Genomic DNA, 24,049 nt, shown 5'->3' with positions numbered 1-24,049 from the left:
GGATGCCGAATAAGGAATATGATATTGCCGTAATCGGTGGTGGACCTGGCGGCTATGTTGCAGCCATCCGCGCCGCCCAGCAGGATGCCTGCGTCTGCCTGGTCGAAGCCGACCGGGTCGGTGGAACCTGCCTGAACCGTGGCTGCATTCCGACCAAGGCGCTCTACAGCACCGCCCTGCTCAAGGAGCGTCTGGCACATGCCTCCGATCACGGTATAAGCGTGGGCGAGGTCGGGTTTGATTTTTCCCGGGCTATGGAACGCAAAGATGGTGTTGTTGAGCAGCTGGTCGGCGGTATTGAGCAGTTGCTGAAAAGCCGGAGCGTTGATGTCATCAAGGGCAAGGCGTCGCTTGAGGGGGAAGGGCAAATCTGCATCCGTCAGCCGGGGGTCACCGGTCGCATCAAGGCGAAAAAGATTATCATTGCGACCGGCTCGCTTCCGGCCCGTCCGCAGGCCCTGTCAATCGACGGGAAAAATATTTTGACCAGCAATGAAATTCTTGCTATTAAAGACCTTCCCGAGAGCCTGCTGGTGATCGGCGGGGGCTATATAGGTTGTGAATTTGCCGGTATTTTTGCGGCTCTCGGCAGCCGGGTGACAATCGTAGAAGCACTGCCGCAAATCCTCTCGCTGAGTGATCGGCAGATTGTCCGGGAAGTCGAAAAATCGTTCAAGGAACGTTCGGTCGCCGTTCATGTCGATACGGCAGTCGAATCTCTTGAAGTCACCCCGGATGGCGTCCGGGCGAAATTTGGTGATCAGGAACAGCTTTTTGCCAAAGTCCTGGTTGCGGTCGGCCGGGTTCCGAACATCACCGGCCTTGATCTTGACTCGGTCGGTGTTGAGGTTGAAAACGGCGCCATCAAGGTCGATGAAGGCTTGCGGACGTCGGCTTCCGATATCTATGCCATCGGTGATGTCACCGGCGGAATCCAGCTGGCGCATGTCGCCTCCTATCAGGCCGGTATTGCCGTAGCCAATGCTCTCGGCGGTAACGAGAGCACTGATTATTCGGTGGTGCCGAGCGCCATTTTCACCTTGCCGGAGATCGGCCAGGTCGGTTTGACCGAAACCGAATGCAAGGAACAGGGGATCACTGTCAATATCGGCCGGTTTGCCTATATGGCTTCCGGTAAAGCTCTCTGTGATGGCGAGAGCCGTGGTTCGATCAAGATCATGGCAGAAAAAAAGAGTGACCGGATCGTCGGCGCGGCGATCGTTGGCGCAGAGGCTTCGGCCCTGATTTCCGAAGTGGCGGTGGCGATGACCCATGGCCTGACCGCCGGGCAGCTTGGCGAGGTTATTCATGCCCACCCGACCTTGCCGGAGATTGTACTGGAAGCGGCCGAGGACGTCGGCGGCCACGCCATTCACAAGGCCGGCCGCAAAAAGAAATGAGAACTCCCGACGCGGAGTGATTAACAGAGGATAGAAGGAGATAACCGGATGGCCCTGGTCGTACAGAAATATGGCGGAACCTCGGTCGGTTCTGTTGAAAAGATCAAAAATGTTGCCCGCCGGGTGGCCCGCACCTTTGATGAGGGGAACCAGGTCGTCGTTGTTGTTTCGGCAATGGCCGGCGAGACTGACAAGCTGGTCGGCCTCGCCAACGAGGTCTGTGATATTCCGGATGAACGTGAATATGATGTCCTGGTCGCCAGCGGCGAACAGGTCTCGATCGCGTTGCTGGCCATGACCCTGAAGTCGATGGGCTATCAGGCGAAAAGCTACCTCGGCTGGCAAATTCCGATTTACACAGACGAAGCACATTCAACGGCCCGGATCAGTGAGATTCAGGGCCAGAATATCCGGGCCGACCTTGAAAAAGGGACGATCTGTATTGTCGCCGGTTTTCAGGGGATTACTGCCGATGGCAGTATTGCAACCCTGGGGCGAGGTGGTTCCGACACCTCGGCCGTCGCTGTGGCGGCGGCGATGGAGGCCGATGTCTGTGAGATTTACACCGATGTTGACGGGGTTTATACCACCGATCCGCGGATCGTCGCAGCCGCTTCGAAAATTGATAAAATCTCTTATGATGAAATGCTCGAGATGGCATCACTCGGAGCCAAGGTTCTGCAGATCCGTTCGGTTGAATTTGCCAAGAAATACGGCGTGGTCATCCATGTCCGTTCGAGCTTTAACGATAACCTGGGAACACTGGTAAAGGAGGAGGATGCCGATATGGAAACGGTCCTCGTTTCGGGAATTACATACAACAAAAACGAAGCAAAAATCTCTGTCATGCGGGTACCGGACAAGCCGGGAATTGCCTCAGCACTCTTCACTCCGCTGTCCGATGCGAACATTACGGTCGATATGATTATTCAGAATGTTTCGCACGAAGGTTTTACAGACCTCACCTTTACGGTGCCGCGGACCGACTTCAAAAAAGCTCTTCAGATTGTTGAAGAGAGTGCCGGTAAAATCGGTGCCGAGGAGGTCAAGACCAATGAAAATATCGCCAAAGTCTCGATTGTCGGTGTCGGCATGCGATCGCACTCCGGTATTGCCAGCAAGATGTTCGAGACCCTTTCGGCCGAAGGTGTCAACATCGAGATGATTTCAACCAGTGAGATCAAGGTCTCCTGTGTTATCGCCGATAAGTACACCGAACTTGCCGTCCGGGTGCTGCATCAGGCTTTCGGCCTTGACGATGAAAACGTCAAGAGCGAAGAGTAGTTTTTTATTAATGCATGCAATGGGCACTTTGCCCTTATTGTAGTGTGAGGAGAAGGAAGATGGGGAAACAGAGGATGGTCAAGCTTTACGATACGACCCTGCGTGACGGCACGCAGTCCGAGGATATATCGTTCCAGGTTGCGGACAAGATCCGGATTGCCCGGAAACTTGATGAACTCGGCATTCACTACATCGAGGGTGGCTGGCCCGGTTCGAACCCGAAGGACATCGCCTTCTTTAAGGAAATCAAGAAAGAGAGTCTGGAACAGGCTAAAATTGCCGCTTTCGGCTCAACCCGACGGGCCAAGACAACTCCGGACAAGGATGACAATATCCGCACTCTCATCCAGGCCGAGCCTGATACCGTTACGATCTTCGGCAAGACCTGGGATTTTCATGTGAAAGAGGCGCTGCGGATTTCCCTCGAAGAGAACCTCGAACTGATCTTTGATTCGCTGGAATATCTCAAGCAGAATGTTGGTGAGGTTGTTTACGATGCCGAACACTTCTTCGATGGCTACAAGGCGAACCCGGAATACGCCCTGAAAACGCTGCAGGCCGCCCAGGATGCCGGGACGGATTGCATCGTGCTGTGTGATACCAATGGCGGCACCATGCCGTATGAGGTCGGATCGATCATTGGCGAGATTAAAAAAACGATCAAGACTCCGCTCGGAATCCATACCCACAATGATAGCGAATGCGCTGTTGCCAATTCTCTGGTTGCTGTCGAGCACGGGATTGTCCATGTTCAGGGGACGATGAACGGTTTTGGCGAACGGTGCGGCAATGCCAACCTCTGTTCGATCATCCCGGCCCTCAAACTCAAAATGGGCCGTGAATGTGTGACCGATGAGCAGATGCGGAATCTCAGGACCGCCTCGCGCTACGTTTATGAACTGGCCAACCTGATTCCGAACAAGCACCAGGCTTATGTCGGCAACTCGGCCTTTGCCCACAAAGGCGGGGTGCATGTCTCAGCGATCCAGCGCCACCCCGAAACCTATGAGCACATCCGCCCCGAGCAGGTTGGGAATCTGACCCGGGTTCTGGTTTCCGATCTTTCCGGGCGCTCCAATATCCTGGCCAAGGCGGAAGAATTCAATATCAACATCGACAGCAAGGACCCGATGACGATGGAGCTGCTCGAGGAGATCAAGGAACTCGAGAACAAGGGGTTCCAGTTCGAAGGAGCCGAAGCCTCTTTTGAACTGATGATGCGCCGGGCCCTGGGTACGATCAGGCCTTTCTTTACGGTCATCGGCTTCCGGGTTATCGATGCCAAGCACAGCGAGAACGAGAAGCCGCAGTCCGAGGCAACGGTGAAGGTAAAGGTCGGCGGCCGGGTCGAGCACACTGCTGCCGAAGGAGACGGGCCGGTTAATGCTCTTGATAACGCCTTGCGCAAGGCCCTGGAGAGTTTCTATCCGACCCTGAAGCAGATTAAACTTTTTGATTACAAGGTTCGCGTTCTTCCGGCCGGCAAGGGAACGGCCTCGGTAACCCGGGTTTTGATTGAATCGGGTGATAAGACCGGGCGCTGGGGAACGGTCGGGGTCAGTGACAATATTATCGATGCCTCTTACCAGGCATTGGTTGATGCCTTGCAGTATAAACTGTTGTGCGAGCAGGAGGGTGCCGAGGAATGAGCCGGTCTGGCGGACAGTTTCTACTGATTGCCCTACTGCTGATTATTTTGACAATCCAACTGAACCGGGCCCCTGCGAATGAGGAGAGCCCGGTTTTTTTATTCACGCAACCGGGAAAGGTGTTGGTTGAGTTCGGATCAGGTTTCCCGGGGCCAGGAATTCATCAAATTATTGACGGTTCCGTGTGGCGGGGTGTCATTAATTTGACGAATCGTGATGTCGATTATTCTGTTGTCCCGATGGAACTCCTGCAGAAACCTGTTCTTTCCGGGGCCAGGGTTGACCTTGTGATAAAAAGCGATATGATTAAAGAACTTAGCATCTCTTGGATGAGTGCGGCCAAGCGCGCGGCATTGGGGATTCCGCTCCATCCCGACCGCATGTGTGAGGAGGACTGGTTGTTTTTGCCGGGTATCGGCGAGAAAACAGCTTTACGGATAGTCAATAACCGTCAAAAATATGGCGAATTTGGCTCGCTTTCCGGCTTGCAACGTGTTCCCGGTATCGGCAAGAAGAGCCTATCTGCTTGGAATCAATATTTTTTTACCGATTATGATTCAGCTAAGTGACTGGAAAATAGCAATTTTTTAATAGTGTCGTATCTGATGGATTTTTCCGGCCGGCCTTAACCTTAAATATGGCACAACTTATGTAGTAGTAGCATCTCACCCCATGCGGGGAATAGTCCTATACATTGAAGGGAGAGATGCTATGAAATGTCCGAAATGCCGTGGTCGCATGTATGCCGAGAAGTATTATGATTTTGTCCGGGCTTTTGATGCATGGAAATGCTGTTCATGCGGCGAGGTGATTGATCCGACGATTCTGGCCAATCGCGCCCGCAACCATAATCTCCATCTCGGCTGAACATAAAAATTGATAGCTAATCAGAAAGGGCACCCTGCAATCATGCATGGGTGCCCTTTTGTCTGCCAGACTTTCGCTAAAGATCAACCACAGGAATTACTTATTCCATCTCCTTGCCTTTAAGGCTTCTTCTCATAAAAGCGTTTTTTGCTTTGCAGGTAGGCGCAAGGTGCAAATCGTTCTCCATGCAGACCGGCAAAGTCTTTTAATGTTTTGACGATATCCGGAAGCCCTTCAGCGTCGGCCCAGCGGCAAAGTCCACCGTGAAAAGGTGGAAAACCGGTCCCGAACACCATTCCGGTATCAATATCTTCCGGTGAAGCAATAATGCCTTCGTCAAGACACCGTCCGGCTTCATTGACCATCAGGTAAAGCAACCGCTTCAGCTCATTATGGCCCGCGTCGCGCCCGGTTGCCGGGAGGACCTGCTCAATTTCGTGGTTGGCACCCTGGCAACGGCCGTTGGCGTAACTGTAAAAACCTTTTTCACCTTTTTTGCCGAGCAATCCGAGATCAAGGATTTTCTGCAGCAGGTCAGTTGGCTGCAGGTAGCCGAAGCTCTGGCAGAGGGTGTCGCCAACTTCCACTGCAATGTCAATCCCGACTTCATCGACCAGCCGGAAGGGTCCCATCGGATACCCGAAACGGGTGATAAGTTTATCGAGTGACATCCAGTTGACCCCTTCGGTTGCGGCCAGAGCAGCTTCAAGCAGGTAGGTCACAAGTAGTCGGTTGACCAGGAATCCGGTCCGGTCGCCGGTTATGATCGGGGTCTTGCCGATCCTGCCAGCCAGTTTGAAAAGTGATCCTGTGGTTTCGTCCGAACTCTGCTTGCCGCGCACGACCTCGATCAATGGCATCCGGTCAACAGGATTGAAGAAATGAAGGCCACCAACCCTGCCGGGTCGCATCGCGTTCGTCTGCAGATCACTCACCGAAAGGGCAGAGGTGTTGGTCGCGAAAATGGCATGCGATGGCAGGTGAGGTTCGGCCTCTTTCAGTACGGCCTGCTTGATCGCAATTTTTTCAACCACAGCTTCGATCACCAGATCGACATCTGCAAATTGTGTGTAATCAAGTGTTGGCGTGAGCAGGGACATCTTTTCATCAAGTGTTGACGAGGCGCCGTTTTTCTTCTCGATTTCCTTCCGGAAGAGGGTGCGGGCGTGCTCGATCCCGGCATCAAGTGCCTGCTGATTGATATCCTTGATCAGGGTCGGTATGCCGCGGCTGGCCAAAAGATGGGCGATACCGCCCCCCATGACGCCGGCGCCAAGAACGGCTGCTTTTTTTATCTCAATGGTTTGGTCGAACCGCTCACCAATTTTCTTCGGTCTTTGCGAAAGGTGATACAGGTGGACCAGATTCTTGCTTTCCGGGGTGATGATCAATTCACCGAGAGCCGCCGCTTCTAGTTTCAGACCGGTGTCAAGAGGAGTACCGTATGTTGTTTCGATAACGTCCAGGGCTTTGAGAGGGGCCGGGTAGTGGCCGCCGGTCTTTTTGCCTAATTGCTTGCGAGCCTGCTTGAAAAGAATTGTCCGGCCGATCGGATTTTTTTCAAGCAGAAGTCGGCGCCACCCCCCCTGCTTCTTCATCCGAGCAGATTCGACTCTGTCGCGGTTGTTGATGATTTCAGCGAGAAAATCGCTGGCCGAATGTTTCAGGTCATGATTATTTGCAATCCGGTCAACGAGGCCTGAGGAAAGGGCTTCTTTTGCCCTGACGGTGCGACCGCTGAGGATAATATCGAGAGCTTTTTCAAGTGAGATCAGGCGGGGAAGACGCTGTGTTCCGCCAAAACCGGGCAGAATGCCAAGTTTTATTTCCGGCAGGGCGAGAGTTGTATCCTCAGCAGCAATTCGGAAGTGGCAGGCGAGAGCGAACTCGGTGCCACCACCCATACAGTGGCCATGGATGGCTGCAACAACGGGGAACGGCAGATTCTCCCAGCGAGTGAAAATGCGTTGGCCGACAGCCGCAAGCCCGGCCCCTTTTTCGGCGTCGGATACGCTTTCAATTTCGCTGATATCGGCTCCGGCAATAAAGCCGCCCGGTTGATCACTTGTGACAATCACACCTTTTAGCGAATCATTGGCAGCTAGTGTAATCGCTGCTTGTTCAAGCTCATTCAGAAACCCGGCGTTGAGGATGTTGACTTTAGCCTCGGCAGCGGCCAGTGTCACCGATGCAATTCCGTCAGAGATGGCAATTTGAATATTTGCGCCCATAATCTCTCCTGTGAAATGGTAAATGACTGTATTTACACAATGATATCGTTTATCAGGCGCAGGACAAGAAGTTGAGGCAAATAATTTTGCGAAATGTTTTGGCTTGTGTGAATACGGATTAATTATGTTATTATGTCGATTCAGCGCGAATGCCCGTATGAAGTTTTGTTGATTCAGGGAGGATGTTGATGAGATCAGAAATCCGTATGCCGAAAGTAAGTGAATATTCCGACGAAGGACGAATTGCCAAGTGGCGGGTCGCGGTCGGCGATGTTGTGCAAAAAAATCAAATAATTGCCGATGTCGAAGTCGATATGGATACCCTTGAACTCAAGGCCGACGCACCCGGCAAAATAGCTGAAATATGGGTGCATGCCGGGCAAGCTGTTCCGGTCGCGACGGTCATCGCCATGCAGACGGTCGATGAAACGGATCTCGAGGAAGAAGATGATTCAGACGGCAAAGAAGAAAATAGTCCTGATCAGGAAGAGGAAACCGAATACCTGACCGAAGCTTTCGGCGAGCCGTCGGAACCTGTTTCTGCGACAGCGGATAGTCCGGCCGGAGCTGAATCGGGAGATGCAGTTGTCCAGTATGGCCATATCCTGGCAGCGCCGGCAGCCATTGAACTGGCAAAGCAGAACAATATCAATCTGGAGACCGTGACCGGCACCGGAATGTGCGGTCGTATTGAACGTGAAGATGTTGAGGCAAGCCTGCAGTCGACCAGCCAGTTTATCACGCCTGAGGATGTTGATGACCTGATGAATTTTGATGGAGATTTTTCAAGCCGGATGCCGTCAGATGAGGAAAAAGAGGTGGTTCGAGCTGCTGGCGTTAATCCGGATGCCGCCGAATCTGGCATTGCAGAAGAATCGGCTGATGACCTGACCGAAGGGGAACCGGATGGTGACTCGGCAGAAGATCAATCCGAGCCGACAATTGAAACAGTTGAAGCTTCGGTGACGGAACCTGCCGCAGCGTTAAATGAGGACGTGACCGAAGAGCAGGCTGGGCCTGATGCCGAGGAGAACCTGCCCGGTGAAGATGCCGTCCCGACGGCTGGCGAGGATATGATTGAAGACCAAACGGTGGCGGAGACGGATGAAGAATCCGGCGAAGAAAAGGATGAACCACCGGTCGCTGAAGAGTCTGATGAAGCCCTGGATGAAACAGCTTCCGGAGAGGAAGAACCGGCTGAGGACGAGTCGGCTGAGGACGAGTTGGCTGAGGACGAGTTGGCTGAGGACGAGTTGGCTGAGGACGAGTTGGCTGAGGACGAGTTGGCTGAGGACGAGTTGAATAGTGACACCGAAGAGCATGATCAGGAAGAGGTAGCGCATGCCGCATCCTGGGCTGCTCCAGATGACGTTGAAGTTGAAATTAACGCCGCGGCGCTCGGTTCAGAAGATGAGGAAACCGGCACTTCAGCAGCCGCTGATGATTATACAAGCGATTCCTTTGAAGCGACCGCAACAGAAGCCGGCGAAGAGGGGCCTTTTCTTGAAGATTTTCCAACCACTGAAATGGAATCGGGAACCGGAGAAAACGAAGAGGCTGCTTTTGCCACTCCTGATATGAATGCAATGGAAGGACCTTCTGCCGGCGATGTTCCCTTGCCCGGAAATGATGAAAACGATATCGACGTCCCCGGCTCCGAAGGTGAAGAAGAGTTCGCATCGGATTTCGATGAATCTTCGACCGAGAACCCTGCAGGGACGGTGGTGAGTGATGATACTCCGGTCGTGGATGAGACGTCCGGACTGGTATCTTCTTACGAACAGACTCCTGCTGAAGCAGAAGAGGTCTCCGGTTTTGCTACGGTTGCGGATGACGGTGAATCAGAAGCATTGGCAATTGATGAATCGGATACGATCGGTCCGGACGAAATGGCCGATATCGAATCGGTCATCAGCGAAGAGCTGACCGACCAGCAAATGGAATATGATTCAGAAGAGGAGCTCCCACAGGACGTTGCCGCGACAAGTAACTATGCCGCTGCGGAACACGATGCCGGAGCACCGCGCAAATCGGTCAAGGTTCGGCGCCTGATTGCCCGAAAGATGGAAAAAAGTTGGCAATCGGCACCGCACTTCTTTGTCACGGTCGCTGTCGATATGACCGATGTTATCCGCTTCCGCTCTGATCTCGGAGTAACGATCAACGATTTTATCCTCGCGGCAACGACCCGGGCCCTGCAGGAACACCCCTGGATCAACAGCCATTTCATCGATGATGAAGCCGTAGAGCTGTCTGAAGTCAATATCTCACTCGCCGTTGAAACAGAGTCCGGACTTTATTATCCGGTTCTTCGCAACTGCGCCGGAAAATCGGTAAAAGATCTTGGCCTTAACGCTGCCGAGATGGTTCTCAAGGCTCATTCAGGAAAGCTGACTGATGAGGATATGGACGGAGGAACCTTTACGATCTCAAACATGGGGATGCTTGGTGTTGAATCATTCGGTGCTATCATTACGCCTCCGCAGGTTGCCGTGCTGGCGGTCGGCACGGTCAGGGGGGAAGTGGTTGTCGATGAACATGAAGAGATGGTCATGGCCCCGATGGTCCGCCTGACCCTGTCGGCCGATCACCGGGCTCTCGATGGCGCCGACGCTGCCGATTTTCTCGGAACAATGAAAAGCTATCTTGAGGCGCCGATCACTCTAGTCGCCTCGCAAGAGGATTAACCGGAAAGAATAGAGGGGGCGTAGGCCCCCTTCTTAATTGAATGATGAAACGATGTTTGCTCCATATTGTACTGGCTATTATTCTTCTTATGGCGGTCGCTGCACCGCTATTGGCTTCACCGCAGCTGTCGGCCCGGATTGTCGAGTTCGACCCGAAACCGGGTGCCAGCCTCGCTTTTTACGACAAGCTCTTCCTGAGGATCAGCTACGAGAGTGATATTCCGCTCCGCTTCCAGGCAATTCCGATGCGTGACGGGCAACCGCTTGAGTATGGTGCGATGGGTAACAAGCCTTTTCTGCAGGAATCAGGAAAAGATGAAGCGTTGGCCTGGGTCAGTTTCTCTAATGCGACGCATATTGATGAAGTCGGTGTCAATGTTCTCGATACTGAATGGAGCAAGATTGACCATCTCAGCGTTAAAATCGACGTAATCTGGAATCTGCCGAAGCGGGAAGAGAGGAGACCGGTTCCTGACTGGGTCAGTCGCCTCGAAAAAAAAGAGGAATATCAACTGCAGTTTGTCTTCGATCCGGTTCCTGACAGGAAGGAAACAATCTACGACGCTTTTTTCTATCTCTCTGTATTTTCCATACCTTTTTATGCCTTTCTCCAGATCCAGTTCCTGCGGCGTTGGCGTAAGCGCTGGCGTGAACTGGCGTTTATCCCGATCCTTTCGATTATCCCGATGCTGATCATGTCGGTTTTCGGGCTCGGCATGGAGTTTCGTCTCTGGGTGATTTTTATGTTTCGTGGAATGCCGCTGGCTTTATTTTATCTTCTGGTACTATGGTTTGCCAAAAAGGTGAGCGCCAGGGACATTGCTGAATCTTCAAGTCAAGAATAATATAATTCGCAATACAGGCTCCTGGCAAAAAGCCTCCGCATGCGGAGGCTTTCTGTTGCCTTGAAAACAGTATAGCGAATTCAGTCCGGAAGGGGGATGACGTAAACTGGTCGTTTTGAACTGCGGAGCACCTTTTCGGTGACACTGCCGAGAAAGGTCTGCTCAATGGCGCCTTTGCCATGAGATGCCATAACGATCAGATCGACACCAAGTCGGTTCGCCGCTTCGAGGATCTTCATCGCCGGGCGGCCATGCGCAATTTCAATTTCCCCGATGCGTGCCAGGTCTTCCGGATGGTCGGATAACTCCTGTCTGGTGAAGTCATCGAGAACCTTATGGAAATGGTCGCGGGCGCTCTCTTCGTGCGACGATTCGATTTTGTCGAGATTCCCCTCGCCCATAACAGCCGCAACATAAGTACGGATACTCGCCTCGACTTCCGGGATGACATGTAAAATATGGATTTTCGCCTGATCAGATCTTGATAGAACGACGGCATGTTTGAATGCTTCACTGGCATTGTCGGACAGGTCGGTTGCGAGAAGTATTGACTTGATTGATGGCAGCATGATTCTTCTCCTTGAATGAATTCGTATACAGACATCTTAACATATCATCGCCGTCCGTCACGTCGGGCCGGCAATAAAAAAGGGAGGCATATTGCCTCCCTTTTTCGTTTTACAGTCAATTTACTTTTTAGTTGTATCCCTTGAGCTGATCGATATATTCCGGCAGCCAGAGCGAGATCTGCGGAATGTAGGTGATCAGGATCAGGAACGTCAACAGGACCAGCAACCACGGCAGGGCGGCTCTGAGGACCCAGGTTATGTTGTGCCCGGTTATGCCGGCGGTGACGAACAGGTTGAGTCCGACCGGCGGGGTGATCATGCCGATTTCCATGTTGACAACCATGATGACACCGAGATGGATCGGGTCGATGCCGAGTTTGACGGCGATCGGGAACAGGATCGGAGCCATAATCAGCAGGATGGCCGACGGCTCCATGAAGTTGCCGGCGGCCAGCAGCAGGATGTTGACAACAATCAGGAAACCCCATGCCGGCAGGCCCCAGTTGACGATGATTTCGGCGATCTGGTGAGGAATCCGTTCGGTAGTCAGGACATGGGCGAACAGCATGGCATTGCCGATGATGAACAACAACATGATCGAGACCTTCGAGGCATCACGGAAAACCTTCTTGGTATCGGGATGAACAACCGAGCGTGGAAAGGCGAGAATCGACTGCCAGACGTTGCGGACGATGGTCATGAAGACACCTTCGTCTTTGCGGCTCAACCATTCCTGCCCCTTCATCGGCCCCATGTCGCGGTAGACGAACACAGCGATAATGAATGCATAAACAGCTGAAACGGCGGCCGCTTCGGTCGGGCTGGCGACGCCGCCGTAGATCGATCCGAGGACGATAAAGATCAACATCAGGCCCCAGATCGCCTTGCCGCTCGACCTGAACAGACTCTTCCACCCGACCCACGGTTGCGCCGGCAGACCGGTGACGCGGGCGACGATGTAGATAACAATCATCAGCATCGTTCCCATCATGATCCCCGGGATGAAGCCGGCCATGAACAGGCGGGCCGCAGATTCCTCGGTCGCCGCGGCATAAACCAGCATGACGATCGATGGCGGAATCAGGATGCCGAGGGTGCCGGCGTTGGTAATAACACCGGCCGCCAATTTCTCCGGGTAACCTGCTTTGACCATGCCGGCGATAACGATCGAACCGATTGCGGCAACGGTCGCCGGTGAGGAGCCGGAAACTGCGGCGAAGATCATACAGGCGAGAACCGAAGCCATGGCCAGGCCACCCCGAATCCAGCCGACGCAATCTATCGCGAAATTGATGATCCGGTTAGCGACACCGCCGGTCGACAGGAACGTCGATGACAGAATAAAAAACGGGATCGCTAGCAGGGTATAGTGTTCCGATTCGGCCTCGAACAGTTTCAGGGCAATTGATGCCAGCGAATCGTGTGAGAAAAGCAGAATCGTCGTGATGCTCGAGAGGCCGAGAGCGAAAGCGATCGGCATGCCGGTGATCAGACACAGAAACAGTAGGATAAACAGGGCTGCGGTGGTCATGCCGAATCACCTCCTTTTGAAGCCTGGGCCTTGGTCTCTTCGGCCAGGTGCATGCTCTCCTTGGCTTCATCAGTCAGATGGAATCCTTCGGCCTTGCCGGTAATGATATCTTTCAAAAGTATCAGCAGGCGGATGGCGATCATCACCATGCCGATCAGCAGGATACTGTGAGCAATCCATTTCGGGATCGGCAGGTCTTCCATCTCGATGCCGATCATGCGAATCATGTCTAGGTAAACCCAGGCGCCCTTGATGAACAGAGAGGTATAGAACAGACAGGCTATAACGGCGATGCCGCCAATGACTCTGCGGGCTCCCGATGGCAGTATTTTGACCAGAGCATCAACACCGATATGCGAGCCGACCTTGATGCCGTATGATACACCGAACAGAACCATCCAGGCCGAAAGGTGCAGCGTCAATTCCTGGGCCCACATCAGCCCTTCTCCAAAGCCGAAGCGCAAAACGACTTCGACGAAGACCAGTAGCGTCATGACTGCGAGAAGAATCGCGATGACCGATTCCTCAAAGCTATTTATTATTCGCGTCCACATATTCAATCCTCACACAAGACCTGCCTGCAAAAACGACGGACCCCGTTGCCGGGGTCCGTATGGATTAGTTGCAGCACTGTCGATTAATTCGAAGAGATGGCTGCATCGATAAAGTCTTTACCAATCTGATCTTCGAACTTTTTCCAGACCGGCTTCATGGCGTCGACCCACTTCTGACGCTCGGCGTCACTCAACTCAATAACCTCGGAGCGACCGGAATCGACGATCTTCTGGCGGTCTTCAATCGCCTTGTCAAAGGAAACCTTGTTGCCAAACGCGATCGCTTCGTCGAGAGACTTCTTGACAACGCCGCGGATATCATCAGGCAGACCCATCCAGAATTGGGTCGAGGTGATGACCAGATAGTCGAGAACACCATGGTTCGATTCGGTGATGTACGGCTGGACTTCGAAGAACTTCTTCGAGTAGATGTTCGACCAGGTGTTCTCCTGACCGTCGATCGCCTTGGTCTGCAGCAGGGTGAAAACTTCAGAGAAAGGCTTCTTCAGCGGAATCGCCTCGACTGCTTCAAACTGGGCAGCCAGAACATCGGAACTCATGATGCGGAATTTCTTGTCAGCGGCGTCGGCCGGGACCCGAAGCGGTTCGCTGGCCGAAAGCTGCTTCATGCCGTTATGCAGGTAACCGAGACCGATCAGCCCTTTGTCTTTCATCGACATCAGGAGTTCCTGGCCCTTGTCGCCCTGCTGGAATTTCTCGACAGAGTCCATGTTCTTGAACAGGAACGGCAGGTCGTAGATCTGCAGCTTTTTCGTGTACTTCTTGAACTTGGAAAGGGATGGTGCAGCGAGCTGTACGTCGCCGAGCAGCATCGCTTCGAGAACCTTGTTGTCACCGAACAGCTGGGAGTTCGGGAACACTTCAACGATGACCTTGCCGTCGAGGCGCTCGGCCACCAGGTCCTTGAACTTGTTGGCCATCTGGCCCTTCGGGGTGTTCTCGGCAACAACGTGCGAGAATTTGATAACGATCGGTGCTGCCATTGATGCAGTTGCAGTGAAAATCATTGCAGCTGCAGCCAGCATCAGTACTACCAGAAGCTTGTTCTTCATTTCTACTCCTCCTCAATAAAAAAAGGTTTGTGATATTTGTTGCGACATGCAACAGAAGCTTGAGTTCTCTCTTTCTGAATATATCAGCCTTATTAATATTACTAGGGTAGTAACTCAATGGCAAGGATGGTGCCATTTTTAAAATAGTGTTATTTTTCTGTCGAACTGTGCAGTATTGCAAAGTTTTTAAGACTTCACAGTGGCGTAAATTATTTGAAATTCAAAAACCTGTGTGTCCAAAAATGGCCACTGCTGGCCATGGGTGGTCAATATGAGTCAGGTAGAGCCTGTATGTAAGGGGGGCTTGTTGTGTTTTTTCTGATTGCTTCGGGCTCCTCCTCTGGCGTGACGGGGGTTGACAGGAGCCGCTACTTCCATGAAGATGGCGTTTGAATCTCTGTGTGCAAGGATTTTCAGTGACCAGGAAAGAGAGACAATTCAAGGCGCCTGCCAAGATCAACACCTGTTTGCACGTCCTTGGTAGAAGAGACGATGGCTACCACGACCTGGCTATGCTGTTGCAACCGGTATCGCTTTACGATGATATTGATATCAGGGTTGAAGATGGTACCGGTGTCGAAGCAAGATGCTCCGGCCTCGAGCTGCCGGAGTCTGCCGATAATATTGCAGTGCTTGCGGCCCGGGCTCTGCTTGCCGCATCCGGAATCGATTGCTCGGTATCAATTGATATTACCAAGAATATTCCGGTCGCTGCTGGCTTGGGTGGTGGCTCCTCCGATGCCGCGACAGTTCTGTGTGGATTGAATGAAATGCTCGGAACCGGGTTCAGTAATGAACAACTGAGAGATATCGGAGTTAAGCTCGGTGCCGATGTTCCGTTCTTTGTGGCGGGTGGTTCTGCCTGGGCAACAGGGATCGGCGACGTTCTCGAAAAGGTCGATTCAATGCCCGCTCTCTGGTACGTTCTGGTTAACCCGGGAGTCGCTGTTTCGACCGCCTGGGTTTACGGAAATTTAAGGTTGACATCCCCCGGTGATGTAGCTAAACTGCGCAGGTTTCCCAGAACGACGGAGGAATTCGTACGCCTGCTTCACAATGATCTGGAGGCGGTGACGATGCGGAAATATCCGGTTGTCGGGAAGATCAAGCAGAGGCTTGCGGAGAGTGGCGCGGTCGGCTCTCTGATGTCGGGTAGTGGACCGACCGTCTTCGGTGTTTTTGTCTCCGAAGAGTCGGCCCTCGACGCGGCCAGCCGGTTGTCTCGTGAAGATGGCTGGCGGGTATTTACTGTTCATCCTCTGGGTCGAAATGATTGATCTACTGGGGCGTCGCCAAGTGGTAAGGCACCGGATTTTGATTCCGGCATTCGCAGGTTCGAACCCTGCCGCCCCAGCCACTTTATACTGCTGCTGAAATTAACTCTATATAAATTCAGAGGACAGGTCATGGCAAGGTTCATGACCTGCTCTCGTTCATCGGAAACATCAGGGAGTTGGTTGTGGACAAACTGAAGGTTTTTTCGGGCAATGCCAATCAGCCCCTGGCTCAGGAAATTTGCGATTACCTGAATGTTCCTCTCGGTCAGGCGATTGTCAAGGGTTTCTCGGATGGTGAAACCATGGTTGAGATCGGCGAAAATGTTCGCGGTCGAGATGTTCATGTGATTCAGTCGACCTGTGCTCCGGCCCACAAGAACCTGATGGAACTGTTGATTATGATTGATGCCCTGAAACGGGCCTCTGCTGAAACAATTACCGCGGTCATTCCGTATTTCGGTTATGCCCGGCAGGATCGCAAGGTTGCGCCAAGAACCCCGATTACCAGCAAACTTGTTGCCGATCTGGTCACAACGGCCGGTGCTGACCGGGTTGTGACCATGGACCTGCATGCTGGCCAGATTCAGGGCTTTTTTGACATCCCGGTCGACCATCTTTTTGCGGCTCCGGTCCTGCTCGATGAGGTCCGCCAGCGCTTCAGCGAAAAGCTGGTAGTCGTTTCGCCGGATGCCGGTGGTACTGAGAGAGCACGTGCCTTTGCCAAACGGCTTGATGCCGGTCTGGCGATTATCGACAAGCGGCGCAGCGGGCCGAATGTTTCCGAGGTCATGCATATCATCGGTGAAGTCAAAGACCAGATCTGCATTATCGTTGATGACATGATTGATACGGCAGGAACGCTCTGCCAGGCGGCTCAGGGACTCAAGGATCATGGCGCCAGGGCCGTTTACGCCTGCGCTTCACACCCGGTTCTTTCCGGTCCGGCGATTGATCGTATCAACGAAAGTTGTCTTGAGCAGGTTATTGTAACCAATACCATCCCGACTGATGGCAAAATGGCCGAGTGCCCGAAACTGAAATCACTCTCTGTTGCCGGCTTGCTGGCGGAAGCGATCAAACGCATCTACAGCGACGAATCGGTCAGCTCGCTGTTTGTTTGAATTTGCCGGGGTTTCCCCGCAAAAAAAATAAAGAATAACCTTATGGAGGAAACAATCCATGGCTAAATCAGAACTCCAAGTCATACCACGTAACGATGCAGGCAAGGGAGTTGCCCGTTCCCTGCGTCGCGAAGGACTCGTACCTGCCGTGGTCTATGGCAAGGATATGGACACCTGCAGTATTACCGTTGACCCGAAGGCCCTGAGAAAAGCTATCTCGACCGAGGCCGGCTGGAATACCTTGATCACGCTTAAAGGGGACGGACATTTTAACGGCAAGGTCGTGCTGCTCAAGGATATGCAGGTTGATGCAATCAAGCGTAACGTGCTGCATGCCGACTTCGGCACAGTTGACCTCAAGCAGAAGATTTACGTTGAGGTTCCGGTCAACGCTATCGGTACTCCGAAGGGCGTTATCGAAGGCGGTACCCTGTCGATTGTTCGTCATGAGCTTGAAGTCTACTGCCTGCCGGGCTCAATTCCGAAGTCGATTGACATTGATGTCTCGCAGATGGAAGTTGGCGATGTCTTCCATGTCGATGAACTCGAAGTCGAAGATGGGGTCGAGATCCCGCATGACGTTAACTTTACCATTCTGACAGTTGTCGGCCAAATGGCCGAAGAAGTCGAAGAAGTCGAAGGTGAAGAGGTTGTTGCAGGTGAAGAGGCTGCCGAAGGTGAAGAGGCTGCCGAAGGTGAAGACACCCCGGAAGAAGCGGCTGAGTAAGCCTGGTTCGATCGCGCATGAAACTGATTGTCGGTCTCGGGAATCCGGGCGACAAATATGCCGATACCCGACACAATATCGGCTTCAGGGTTGTCGGTCAGCTTGCACTTCGAGCTGGTATGACTCTGAAGAAAAATGGGCACCAGGGCGCCTATGGTGTCGGTCGAATTGCCGGCGAAGAGGTGATGCTCCTGTTGCCGCAAACATTCATGAATCTCAGCGGGGCCTCGGTCGGTTCCGCCAGCAAATCCCTCGGTATCGATCCGGGGGATTTGATTGTGGTTCATGATGATATCGATCTTGATTTCGGGGTTCTCAAAATCAAGACCGGCGGCGGGCATGGCGGCCACAATGGAATTCGCCACATCAGGGAAGTTCTCGGAACCGGTGATTTTATCCGGGTCAAGGTCGGTGTCGGACGGGGCGATGAACGGAGCGATGTCTCCAGCCATGTTTTAAGCCGCTTCAATACCGTTGAACGAAAAAGCCTTGAAACGGTTCTGACCGGAGTTTGCGAAGCGATTGAAGAGATTATTGATAACGGCGTTCAGGAAGCAATGAACGCATACAATAATAAAGATTTATCCGAATAACGAACAGCTAAAGAGAGGAAGAGAAAAATGGAACTGCAGATGTTTGCTCCCGTGCTGGGGGCGGTCGGTTTTGTTATTGCCATTATCCTTTACAACATCGTAAAGGCTCAGCCGGTTGGCGATGCACGGATGAAAGAAATCTCCGAAGATATTCATGGTGGAGCCATGGCTTTCCTGGGACGAGAGTATCGCGTTCTTGCGATCTTTATCGTTGTCGTCTTTGGTCTGATCGCCATGGGCATGAATTTCAGTACCGCTCTCGCCTTCCTGGGAGGCGCTATTTGCTCGATGACCTGCGGTTTTATCGGCATGAAGGCAGCGACCCGGGCCAATGTCCGGACCACAGAGGCGGCCCGTCTGCATGGACAGGCGAAGGCGCTTGAAGTCTCCTTTAACGGTGGTGCCGTTATGGGGCTGGCGGTTGCTTCCCTCGGCCTGGTTGGCGTCGGTGTTGCCTATATCTTCTTCGGCGGCGACATGAATACGGTCAAGTATATCAACGGTTTTGCCATGGGCGCTTCCTCGATTGCCCTGTTTGCCCGTGTCGGCGGCGGAATCTACACCAAGGCGGCCGACGTCGGCGCCGACCTGGTTGGCAAGGTTGAAGCCGGTATTCCGGAAGATGATCCGCGTAACCCGGGTGTTATTGCCGACAACGTCGGTGACTGTGTCGGTGACACCGCCGGTATGGGCGCCGATATTTTCGAATCGTATGTCGGTTCGATTATTGCGACCATGGCGATTGCCGCAGCCGCCGGTCCTGCTCTGCTGGCCAAACTTGGCGGTGGCGCTATGGTTCAGGAGAACGCTATCATGCTGCCGTTGATTCTCGCGATGGTCGGCCTGGTCTTCTCGTTTATCGGTATCGGTTCGATGAAAATCCTGAAGTCAATGGATCCGGCCAAGGCGCTGCATTACACGACCTTTGTCGCCGCTGGCGGCTTCCTCGTCGCAGCTTTCTTTGTGATCAAGGCTTACGGCCTGAATACGGGTGTCTTCTGGGCTATTCTGGCCGGTACCCTGGCCGGTATCGCCATTGGTCAGATTACCGAATACTATACCGCCGCTGCACCGGTGACGCGGATTGCCGAAGCGAGTAAAACCGGTCCGGCGACCAACATTATCACCGGCCTGGCTGTCGGCCTCGAGTCAACGGCGCTGCCGATTCTGATTATCTGTATTTCTATCTTTGTTGCCAACAGCTTTGCCGGCCTTTATGGAATCGGTATTGCTGCAGTCGGCATGCTCGCCACGGTTGGTGTCACGATGACCGTCGATGCCTATGGTCCGATCGCCGACAATGCCGGCGGTATCTCGGAAATGGCCGGTCTCGGTCCCGATGTCCGAAAAATCACCGACGGCCTCGACGCCATCGGCAATACCACTGCTGCCATTGGCAAGGGTTTTGCCATCGGTTCGGCTGCGTTGACCGCATTGGCTCTGTTCTCGGCCTATGCCACGACTGTTGGGCTTGAGGCGATTAACCTGATTCAACCGAAAGTCGTAATCGGCCTTCTGATCGGTGGTGCCCTGCCGTTCTTCATCGGCGCCCTGACCATGACCTCGGTCGGCCGCGCTGCCGGCAAGATGGTTGATGAGATTCGTCGTCAGTTCCGGGAAATCCCGGGCCTGCTCGAAGGCAAGGAAGGCGCCAAGCCGGATTCGCAGAAATGTGTTGATATCTCGGCGGCCGCGGCTCTGAAAGAAATGGTCTTGCCGGGTGTCGTTGCCGTTGTCGCTCCGGTTGCAACCGGCTTCATTCTTGGTCCGGAAGCTCTTGGCGGCATGCTTGCAGGCGCAACCCTGGCCGGTGTCCTGCTCGCCCTGATGATGTCCAACGGTGGCGGTGCCTGGGATAACGCCAAGAAATACATCGAGCAGGGCAAGGTTGCCGGTGAGGAGAAGGGCGGCGAAGCCCATGCTGCTGCCGTTATCGGTGACACCGTCGGCGACCCGTTCAAAGACACCTCCGGCCCGGCCATGAACATCCTGATCAAGCTGATGAGCGTCGTGGCTCTGGTTATAGCTCCCCTGCTGGTTTAATAACCGGATACATTGTTGACATCGATAGCCGGAGCCGGATGGCTCCGGCTATCGTTTTTGTGAAAAGGTAGTGACGCGTGACAAGTGACGGGTGGTCTGATTCTCCTGGAACTGTTGCTCGTCACTCGTCACTTTTAACTCGTTACGGATTAAAACATGGGATTCAAATGCGGAATCGTCGGACTGCCGAATGTCGGCAAATCGACCATCTTCAACGCCATCACCTCGGCCGGAGCCGAATCGGCCAATTACCCGTTCTGTACGATTGAGCCGAATGTCGGCATTGTTACGGTGCCGGATATACGTCTCGAGGCCCTGGCTGCTATCGTCAAGCCGCAAAACGTGTTACCGACAACGATGGAGTTTGTCGATATTGCCGGACTGGTCAAAGGGGCAAGCAAGGGCGAAGGGCTCGGCAACCAGTTCCTCGGCCATATCCGCCAGGTCGATGCGATTGCTCATATCGTTCGCTGTTTCGTGGATGACAACGTCGTCCATGTCGATGGCTCGGTCGATCCGTTGCGCGACATCGAAGTCATTCAGACCGAGCTCAATCTGGCCGACCTCGAGACCGTTGAAAAGCGGATCAACCGGGTCGCCAAACTGGCCAAAAGCGGCGACAAGGCTGCCCGGCAGGAGTTGGATCTGCTACAGAAGGTAGAAGCTGTTCTCAACGAGGGGAAGCCAGTGAGCAGTGCCGGACTCGGCCGCGAAGAACGGATGAACCTGCGCGATCTGCATCTGATCACGGCCAAGCCGGTGATGTATGTCGCCAACGTCTCCGAGGATGATCTGCTCGAGGGGAATCCGATGGTCGACCAGGTTCGGGAACATGCTTCGGCCGAAGGGGGCGAGGTTGTCGTGGTTTGTGGCAAGATCGAATCGGAAATTGCCGAGCTCGACAATGACGAAAAAGCCGAATTCCTCTCTGAACTCGGACTTGATTCCTCCGGTCTCGACCGGATGATCCACGCCGGGTACAAACTGCTCGGCCTGCAGACCTATTTCACAGCCGGTGAAAAGGAGGTGCGGGCCTGGACGGTGCGTCAAGGTGCCAAAGCGCCGGAAGCAGCAGGAGTCATTCACACCGATTTCGCACGCGGTTTTATCCGGGCTGAAGTGACCGCCTACGACGATTACATTGCATCAAGGGGAGAGAGCGGTGCCCGCGAAAAGGGACTGCTCCGTTCCGAGGGGAAGGAATATGTTGTCAAGGACGGCGATGTGATTCATTTCCGTTTCAACGTATAGGTGGTAAAAGCTTGCATTGGCAAGCTGTTTGTGATAGATAATCATGTTTTCGCCGACAGGGCGTGAAAACCTGCGGCCTGTCAGCTCCTTGCTCCGGATCGATTTCGGGGCTACCAACCCATGAGGAGGTCATATGCGTACCTACGAAACTATCTTTATTATCCACCCGGAAGTGGCCGGCGATGCCTACACCGAGGTTGTCGAGAAGTTTAAAGGCATCCTGATCGAACTCGGTGCCAATATGCTGGCCGTTGAAGAGTGGGGCACCCGAAAACTCGCTTACATTGTTCAGAAACAGGAGCGCGGTACCTATGTCCTGTTTGCCTACGAAGGCAAGCCGGAAGGGATCCGTGAACTCGAGCGTCGTTTCCGGATCGATGACAAAGTCATCAAGTTCATGACGATTCAGCTCGAGGGTGAGTACAAGCCTTCAGGTTTTGTTCGCAAGACCGATGATTCGGAATCGAAAGCTTCGACCGAAGAATCGCCAAAAGCCGAAGAGGCTCCGAAGTCAGAAGCGGCGTCTTCCGAAAAACCGGCTGAAGCACCTGCTGCCGAAGAGACTGCAGCCAAGGAAGCACCGACTGAAGAAGCTTCTGCCAAAACCGAAACCGAAAAAGAATCTGCCTGAATCTGAATCACTAGACACCTGGAGGACAATATCATGGCTTTTCAACCACGTCGCCGTTTTCATCGCCGCAAGGGTTGCCGTTTCTGTATTGATAAAAACGAAGTCGATTACAAGGAAATCCGCAACTTGCGTTATTTTGTTTCCGAGCGGGGTAAAATTGTGCCGCGCCGGATCTCCGGTAACTGTGCCGAGCATCAGCGCAAAGTAACCGAAGCAATCAAGCGGGCCCGCAATATTGCACTGCTGCCGTTTACGGCCAGTCATTCGCTCGACCGCTAGGAACCGATGTCTCCCGCAGCGGAGCAACAGAAATATGTGCACTATCTCCTGTTTTCGATCGGAGCGACTGCACTGACCCTGGTTCTGCTGGTCGCAACAGGCAGTCTCGGTGTTGCCGGATTTCTGCTGGTCGCATTGATTGCCGTACCGGCCGCTTACGTTCACATGCGTTTCGGCACTGCTGCGGCGACGACGACCGTTGTTCTCGTTGCCTTCGGCAGTCACCTGCTTGACGGGATGACAGGAAGTATCGGCTACCTCCTGCAGTTCGGCCTGGTCGCCCTGATTTTACCTTATCTTCTCAGGCGGGGATGGCCGTGGGCGCGTTCAGTTGCTGTCTCGGTTGCGTTCATTGTGCTGGTTTCTTATCTTTTTCTCGCCGGTTATGCCGGTATGATCGACAGCACCGTTTCCGGCCAGATTGACAGTTTTGCCGATACCCAGGTAGAGCAGGCAATGGCACTTTATGCCAATTCCGACCTGAAACCGGAGCAGGTCGATGAATTGCGGTCCGCCGCTGAACAGATGGCGGACTACCTTCGCTACGCTTATTTTGGCGCGGCCGTAACAATAACCGGTCTACTGGCCATGCTGTTGCTCTGGTTACTCTCGGTTGCAGCCAGGGGGGATTACCGTATTCCGGTAGCCGGGTTCCAGGACTGGAAAGCTCCGGAGATGCTGGTCTGGGCACTGATTGCAGCCGGATTTATATCGTATTTCGCAGCTGGTGATCTAAGGCAGGCGGCAGTCAATCTGCTGATTATTCTGTTGCCGGTCTATTTCATACAGGGATTCGCTATCGTCGTCAATTTTCTGAACCGACGTCAGATCCCCCCGATCATGCGGGGATGCGCTTATGTACTGATAGCGTTTTTTAACCCGCTGCCGATTATCGTGACCGGCATCGGAGTATTCGACCTCTGGGTCGATTTTCGAAAACCACGAGTAAAAACGACATAGGTCTCTTTTTACGGAGGATATATCATGAAGGTTATTCTGAACGAGAATGTTGAAGGTCTCGGGGGCATTGGCGAACTGGTCAATGTCAAGCCGGGCTACGCACGTAATTTTCTCCTGCCGCGCAACAAGGCTGTGGTTGCTGATGAAAAGAATGTCAAGGAATTTGAGCACCAGAAGCGTCAGGCCGAACGCAAGCTCGAAAAGCTGACCGCGGAAGCAGCGAGCCTTAAAGACAAGGTTGAAGGGGTCTCCTGTACGGTTGTTCACCGGGCCGGCGATGATGGCAAGTTGTTCGGCAGCGTGACCAATATTGAACTGGCTGAGAAATTGGCTGAAGCCGGACTTGATATTGATCGCAAGCAGATTGTTCTGTTGCAGCCGATCAAGTCACTCGGCGAGCATGAGGTGCCGGTCAAGCTCAACGCCGGCGTCACAGCAACCCTGAAAGTTGTTGTTGAAGCGAGCGAAGAAGAGTAG

General features: G+C 53.4%; 22 protein-coding genes and 1 tRNA gene. 18 read left to right on the top strand and 5 right to left on the bottom strand.

The window, feature by feature from the left end:
- Nucleotides 1–2: 2 nt before the first annotated feature.
- The 5 genes from lpdA (at nt 3) to C0623_05925 (ending at nt 5,200) form a co-directional block, all read left to right on the top strand.
- Nucleotides 3–1,400: a dihydrolipoyl dehydrogenase gene (lpdA, locus tag C0623_05945; protein PLY01085.1), complete on the top strand. Its 1,398-nt coding sequence runs from the start codon at nt 3–5 to the stop codon at nt 1,398–1,400.
- 48 nt (nt 1,401–1,448) lie between these two features.
- Nucleotides 1,449–2,684 (top strand): aspartate kinase, encoded by a 1,236-nt coding sequence (locus tag C0623_05940; protein PLY01084.1) that lies wholly within the window; start codon nt 1,449–1,451, stop codon nt 2,682–2,684.
- Between the two features lie 74 nt (nt 2,685–2,758).
- The gene (locus C0623_05935) at nt 2,759–4,333 is read left to right on the top strand and encodes a citramalate synthase (protein ID PLY01156.1); all 1,575 of its coding nucleotides are present in this window, start codon (nt 2,759–2,761) and stop codon (nt 4,331–4,333) included.
- Nucleotides 4,330–4,902 carry a hypothetical protein gene (locus tag C0623_05930; GenBank protein ID PLY01083.1) on the top strand — a complete coding sequence of 191 codons (573 nt, stop codon included), beginning with the start codon at nt 4,330–4,332 and terminating at the stop codon, nt 4,900–4,902. The genes C0623_05935 and C0623_05930 overlap by 4 nt, the downstream gene beginning before the upstream one ends.
- Before the next feature lie 142 nt (nt 4,903–5,044).
- Nucleotides 5,045–5,200: a hypothetical protein gene (locus tag C0623_05925; protein PLY01082.1), complete on the top strand. Its 156-nt coding sequence runs from the start codon at nt 5,045–5,047 to the stop codon at nt 5,198–5,200.
- 119 nt (nt 5,201–5,319) lie between these two features.
- Here C0623_05925 and fadJ read toward each other — a convergent pair whose 3' ends face one another.
- Complete coding sequence (gene fadJ / locus C0623_05920) at nt 5,320–7,431, bottom strand: fatty acid oxidation complex subunit alpha FadJ (GenBank protein PLY01081.1); 2,112 nt, start codon at nt 7,429–7,431, stop codon at nt 5,320–5,322.
- 182 nt (nt 7,432–7,613) lie between these two features.
- On the opposite strand from fadJ, the gene C0623_05915 reads away from it, so the two are divergent.
- Together C0623_05915 and C0623_05910 are read left to right on the top strand one after the other, a co-directional pair.
- Complete coding sequence (locus C0623_05915; protein ID PLY01080.1) at nt 7,614–10,118, top strand: hypothetical protein; 2,505 nt, start codon at nt 7,614–7,616, stop codon at nt 10,116–10,118.
- A 41-nt stretch (nt 10,119–10,159) separates the two neighbouring features.
- Nucleotides 10,160–10,963 carry a hypothetical protein gene (locus C0623_05910; GenBank protein ID PLY01079.1) on the top strand — a complete coding sequence of 268 codons (804 nt, stop codon included), beginning with the start codon at nt 10,160–10,162 and terminating at the stop codon, nt 10,961–10,963.
- Nucleotides 10,964–11,043: 80 nt separating this feature from the next.
- On the opposite strand, the gene C0623_05905 is transcribed toward C0623_05910, so the two are convergent.
- The 4 genes from C0623_05905 to C0623_05890 all read right to left on the bottom strand — a co-directional run bounded on the left by C0623_05905 (nt 11,044) and on the right by C0623_05890 (nt 14,663).
- The gene (locus C0623_05905) at nt 11,044–11,532 is read right to left on the bottom strand and encodes a universal stress protein (GenBank protein ID PLY01078.1); all 489 of its coding nucleotides are present in this window, start codon (nt 11,530–11,532) and stop codon (nt 11,044–11,046) included.
- A 127-nt stretch (nt 11,533–11,659) separates the two neighbouring features.
- Nucleotides 11,660–13,063: a C4-dicarboxylate ABC transporter permease gene (locus C0623_05900; GenBank protein ID PLY01077.1), complete on the bottom strand. Its 1,404-nt coding sequence runs from the start codon at nt 13,061–13,063 to the stop codon at nt 11,660–11,662.
- On the bottom strand, nt 13,060–13,617 hold the full coding sequence (locus tag C0623_05895) for a TRAP transporter small permease (protein ID PLY01076.1): 558 nt from the start codon (nt 13,615–13,617) through the stop codon (nt 13,060–13,062). The genes C0623_05900 and C0623_05895 overlap by 4 nt, the downstream gene beginning before the upstream one ends.
- Nucleotides 13,618–13,700: 83 nt before the next feature.
- On the bottom strand, nt 13,701–14,663 hold the full coding sequence (locus C0623_05890) for a C4-dicarboxylate ABC transporter (protein PLY01155.1): 963 nt from the start codon (nt 14,661–14,663) through the stop codon (nt 13,701–13,703).
- Nucleotides 14,664–15,106: 443 nt separating this feature from the next.
- Between C0623_05890 and C0623_05885 the strand changes: the two genes are divergently transcribed.
- The 11 genes from C0623_05885 to C0623_05835 all read left to right on the top strand — a co-directional run bounded on the left by C0623_05885 (nt 15,107) and on the right by C0623_05835 (nt 24,049).
- Nucleotides 15,107–15,967, top strand: a complete 861-nt coding sequence (locus C0623_05885) for a 4-(cytidine 5'-diphospho)-2-C-methyl-D-erythritol kinase (protein ID PLY01075.1) — start codon at nt 15,107–15,109, stop codon at nt 15,965–15,967.
- 5 nt (nt 15,968–15,972) lie between these two features.
- Nucleotides 15,973–16,047 (top strand) — tRNA-Gln (locus C0623_05880).
- Nucleotides 16,048–16,149: 102 nt separating this feature from the next.
- Entirely contained in the window at nt 16,150–17,088 is a 939-nt protein-coding gene (locus C0623_05875) for a phosphoribosylpyrophosphate synthetase (GenBank protein ID PLY01074.1), read from the top strand.
- Nucleotides 17,089–17,146: 58 nt separating this feature from the next.
- On the top strand, nt 17,147–17,815 hold the full coding sequence (locus tag C0623_05870; protein PLY01073.1) for a 50S ribosomal protein L25: 669 nt from the start codon (nt 17,147–17,149) through the stop codon (nt 17,813–17,815).
- A gap of 17 nt (nt 17,816–17,832) precedes the next feature.
- Nucleotides 17,833–18,408: an aminoacyl-tRNA hydrolase gene (locus C0623_05865; GenBank protein PLY01072.1), complete on the top strand. Its 576-nt coding sequence runs from the start codon at nt 17,833–17,835 to the stop codon at nt 18,406–18,408.
- Between the two features lie 27 nt (nt 18,409–18,435).
- A complete protein-coding gene (locus C0623_05860) occupies nt 18,436–20,451 on the top strand; it encodes a sodium-translocating pyrophosphatase (protein PLY01071.1) in 2,016 nt (671 codons plus the stop codon).
- A gap of 156 nt (nt 20,452–20,607) precedes the next feature.
- The gene (locus C0623_05855; GenBank protein ID PLY01070.1) at nt 20,608–21,702 is read left to right on the top strand and encodes a redox-regulated ATPase YchF; all 1,095 of its coding nucleotides are present in this window, start codon (nt 20,608–20,610) and stop codon (nt 21,700–21,702) included.
- Nucleotides 21,703–21,835: 133 nt separating this feature from the next.
- Complete coding sequence (gene rpsF, locus C0623_05850) at nt 21,836–22,333, top strand: 30S ribosomal protein S6 (GenBank protein PLY01069.1); 498 nt, start codon at nt 21,836–21,838, stop codon at nt 22,331–22,333.
- A gap of 33 nt (nt 22,334–22,366) precedes the next feature.
- On the top strand, nt 22,367–22,612 hold the full coding sequence (gene rpsR, locus C0623_05845; protein ID PLY01068.1) for a 30S ribosomal protein S18: 246 nt from the start codon (nt 22,367–22,369) through the stop codon (nt 22,610–22,612).
- A 6-nt stretch (nt 22,613–22,618) separates the two neighbouring features.
- Nucleotides 22,619–23,572: a hypothetical protein gene (locus tag C0623_05840; GenBank protein PLY01067.1), complete on the top strand. Its 954-nt coding sequence runs from the start codon at nt 22,619–22,621 to the stop codon at nt 23,570–23,572.
- A 24-nt stretch (nt 23,573–23,596) separates the two neighbouring features.
- Complete coding sequence (locus C0623_05835; protein ID PLY01066.1) at nt 23,597–24,049, top strand: 50S ribosomal protein L9; 453 nt, start codon at nt 23,597–23,599, stop codon at nt 24,047–24,049.

Source organism: Desulfuromonas sp., assembly GCA_002869615.1.
GTDB lineage: Bacteria > Desulfobacterota > Desulfuromonadia > Desulfuromonadales > UBA2294 > BM707.
Note: the sequence above shows the minus strand (reverse complement) of the source record. Positions and strands in the feature narration are given on the sequence as shown.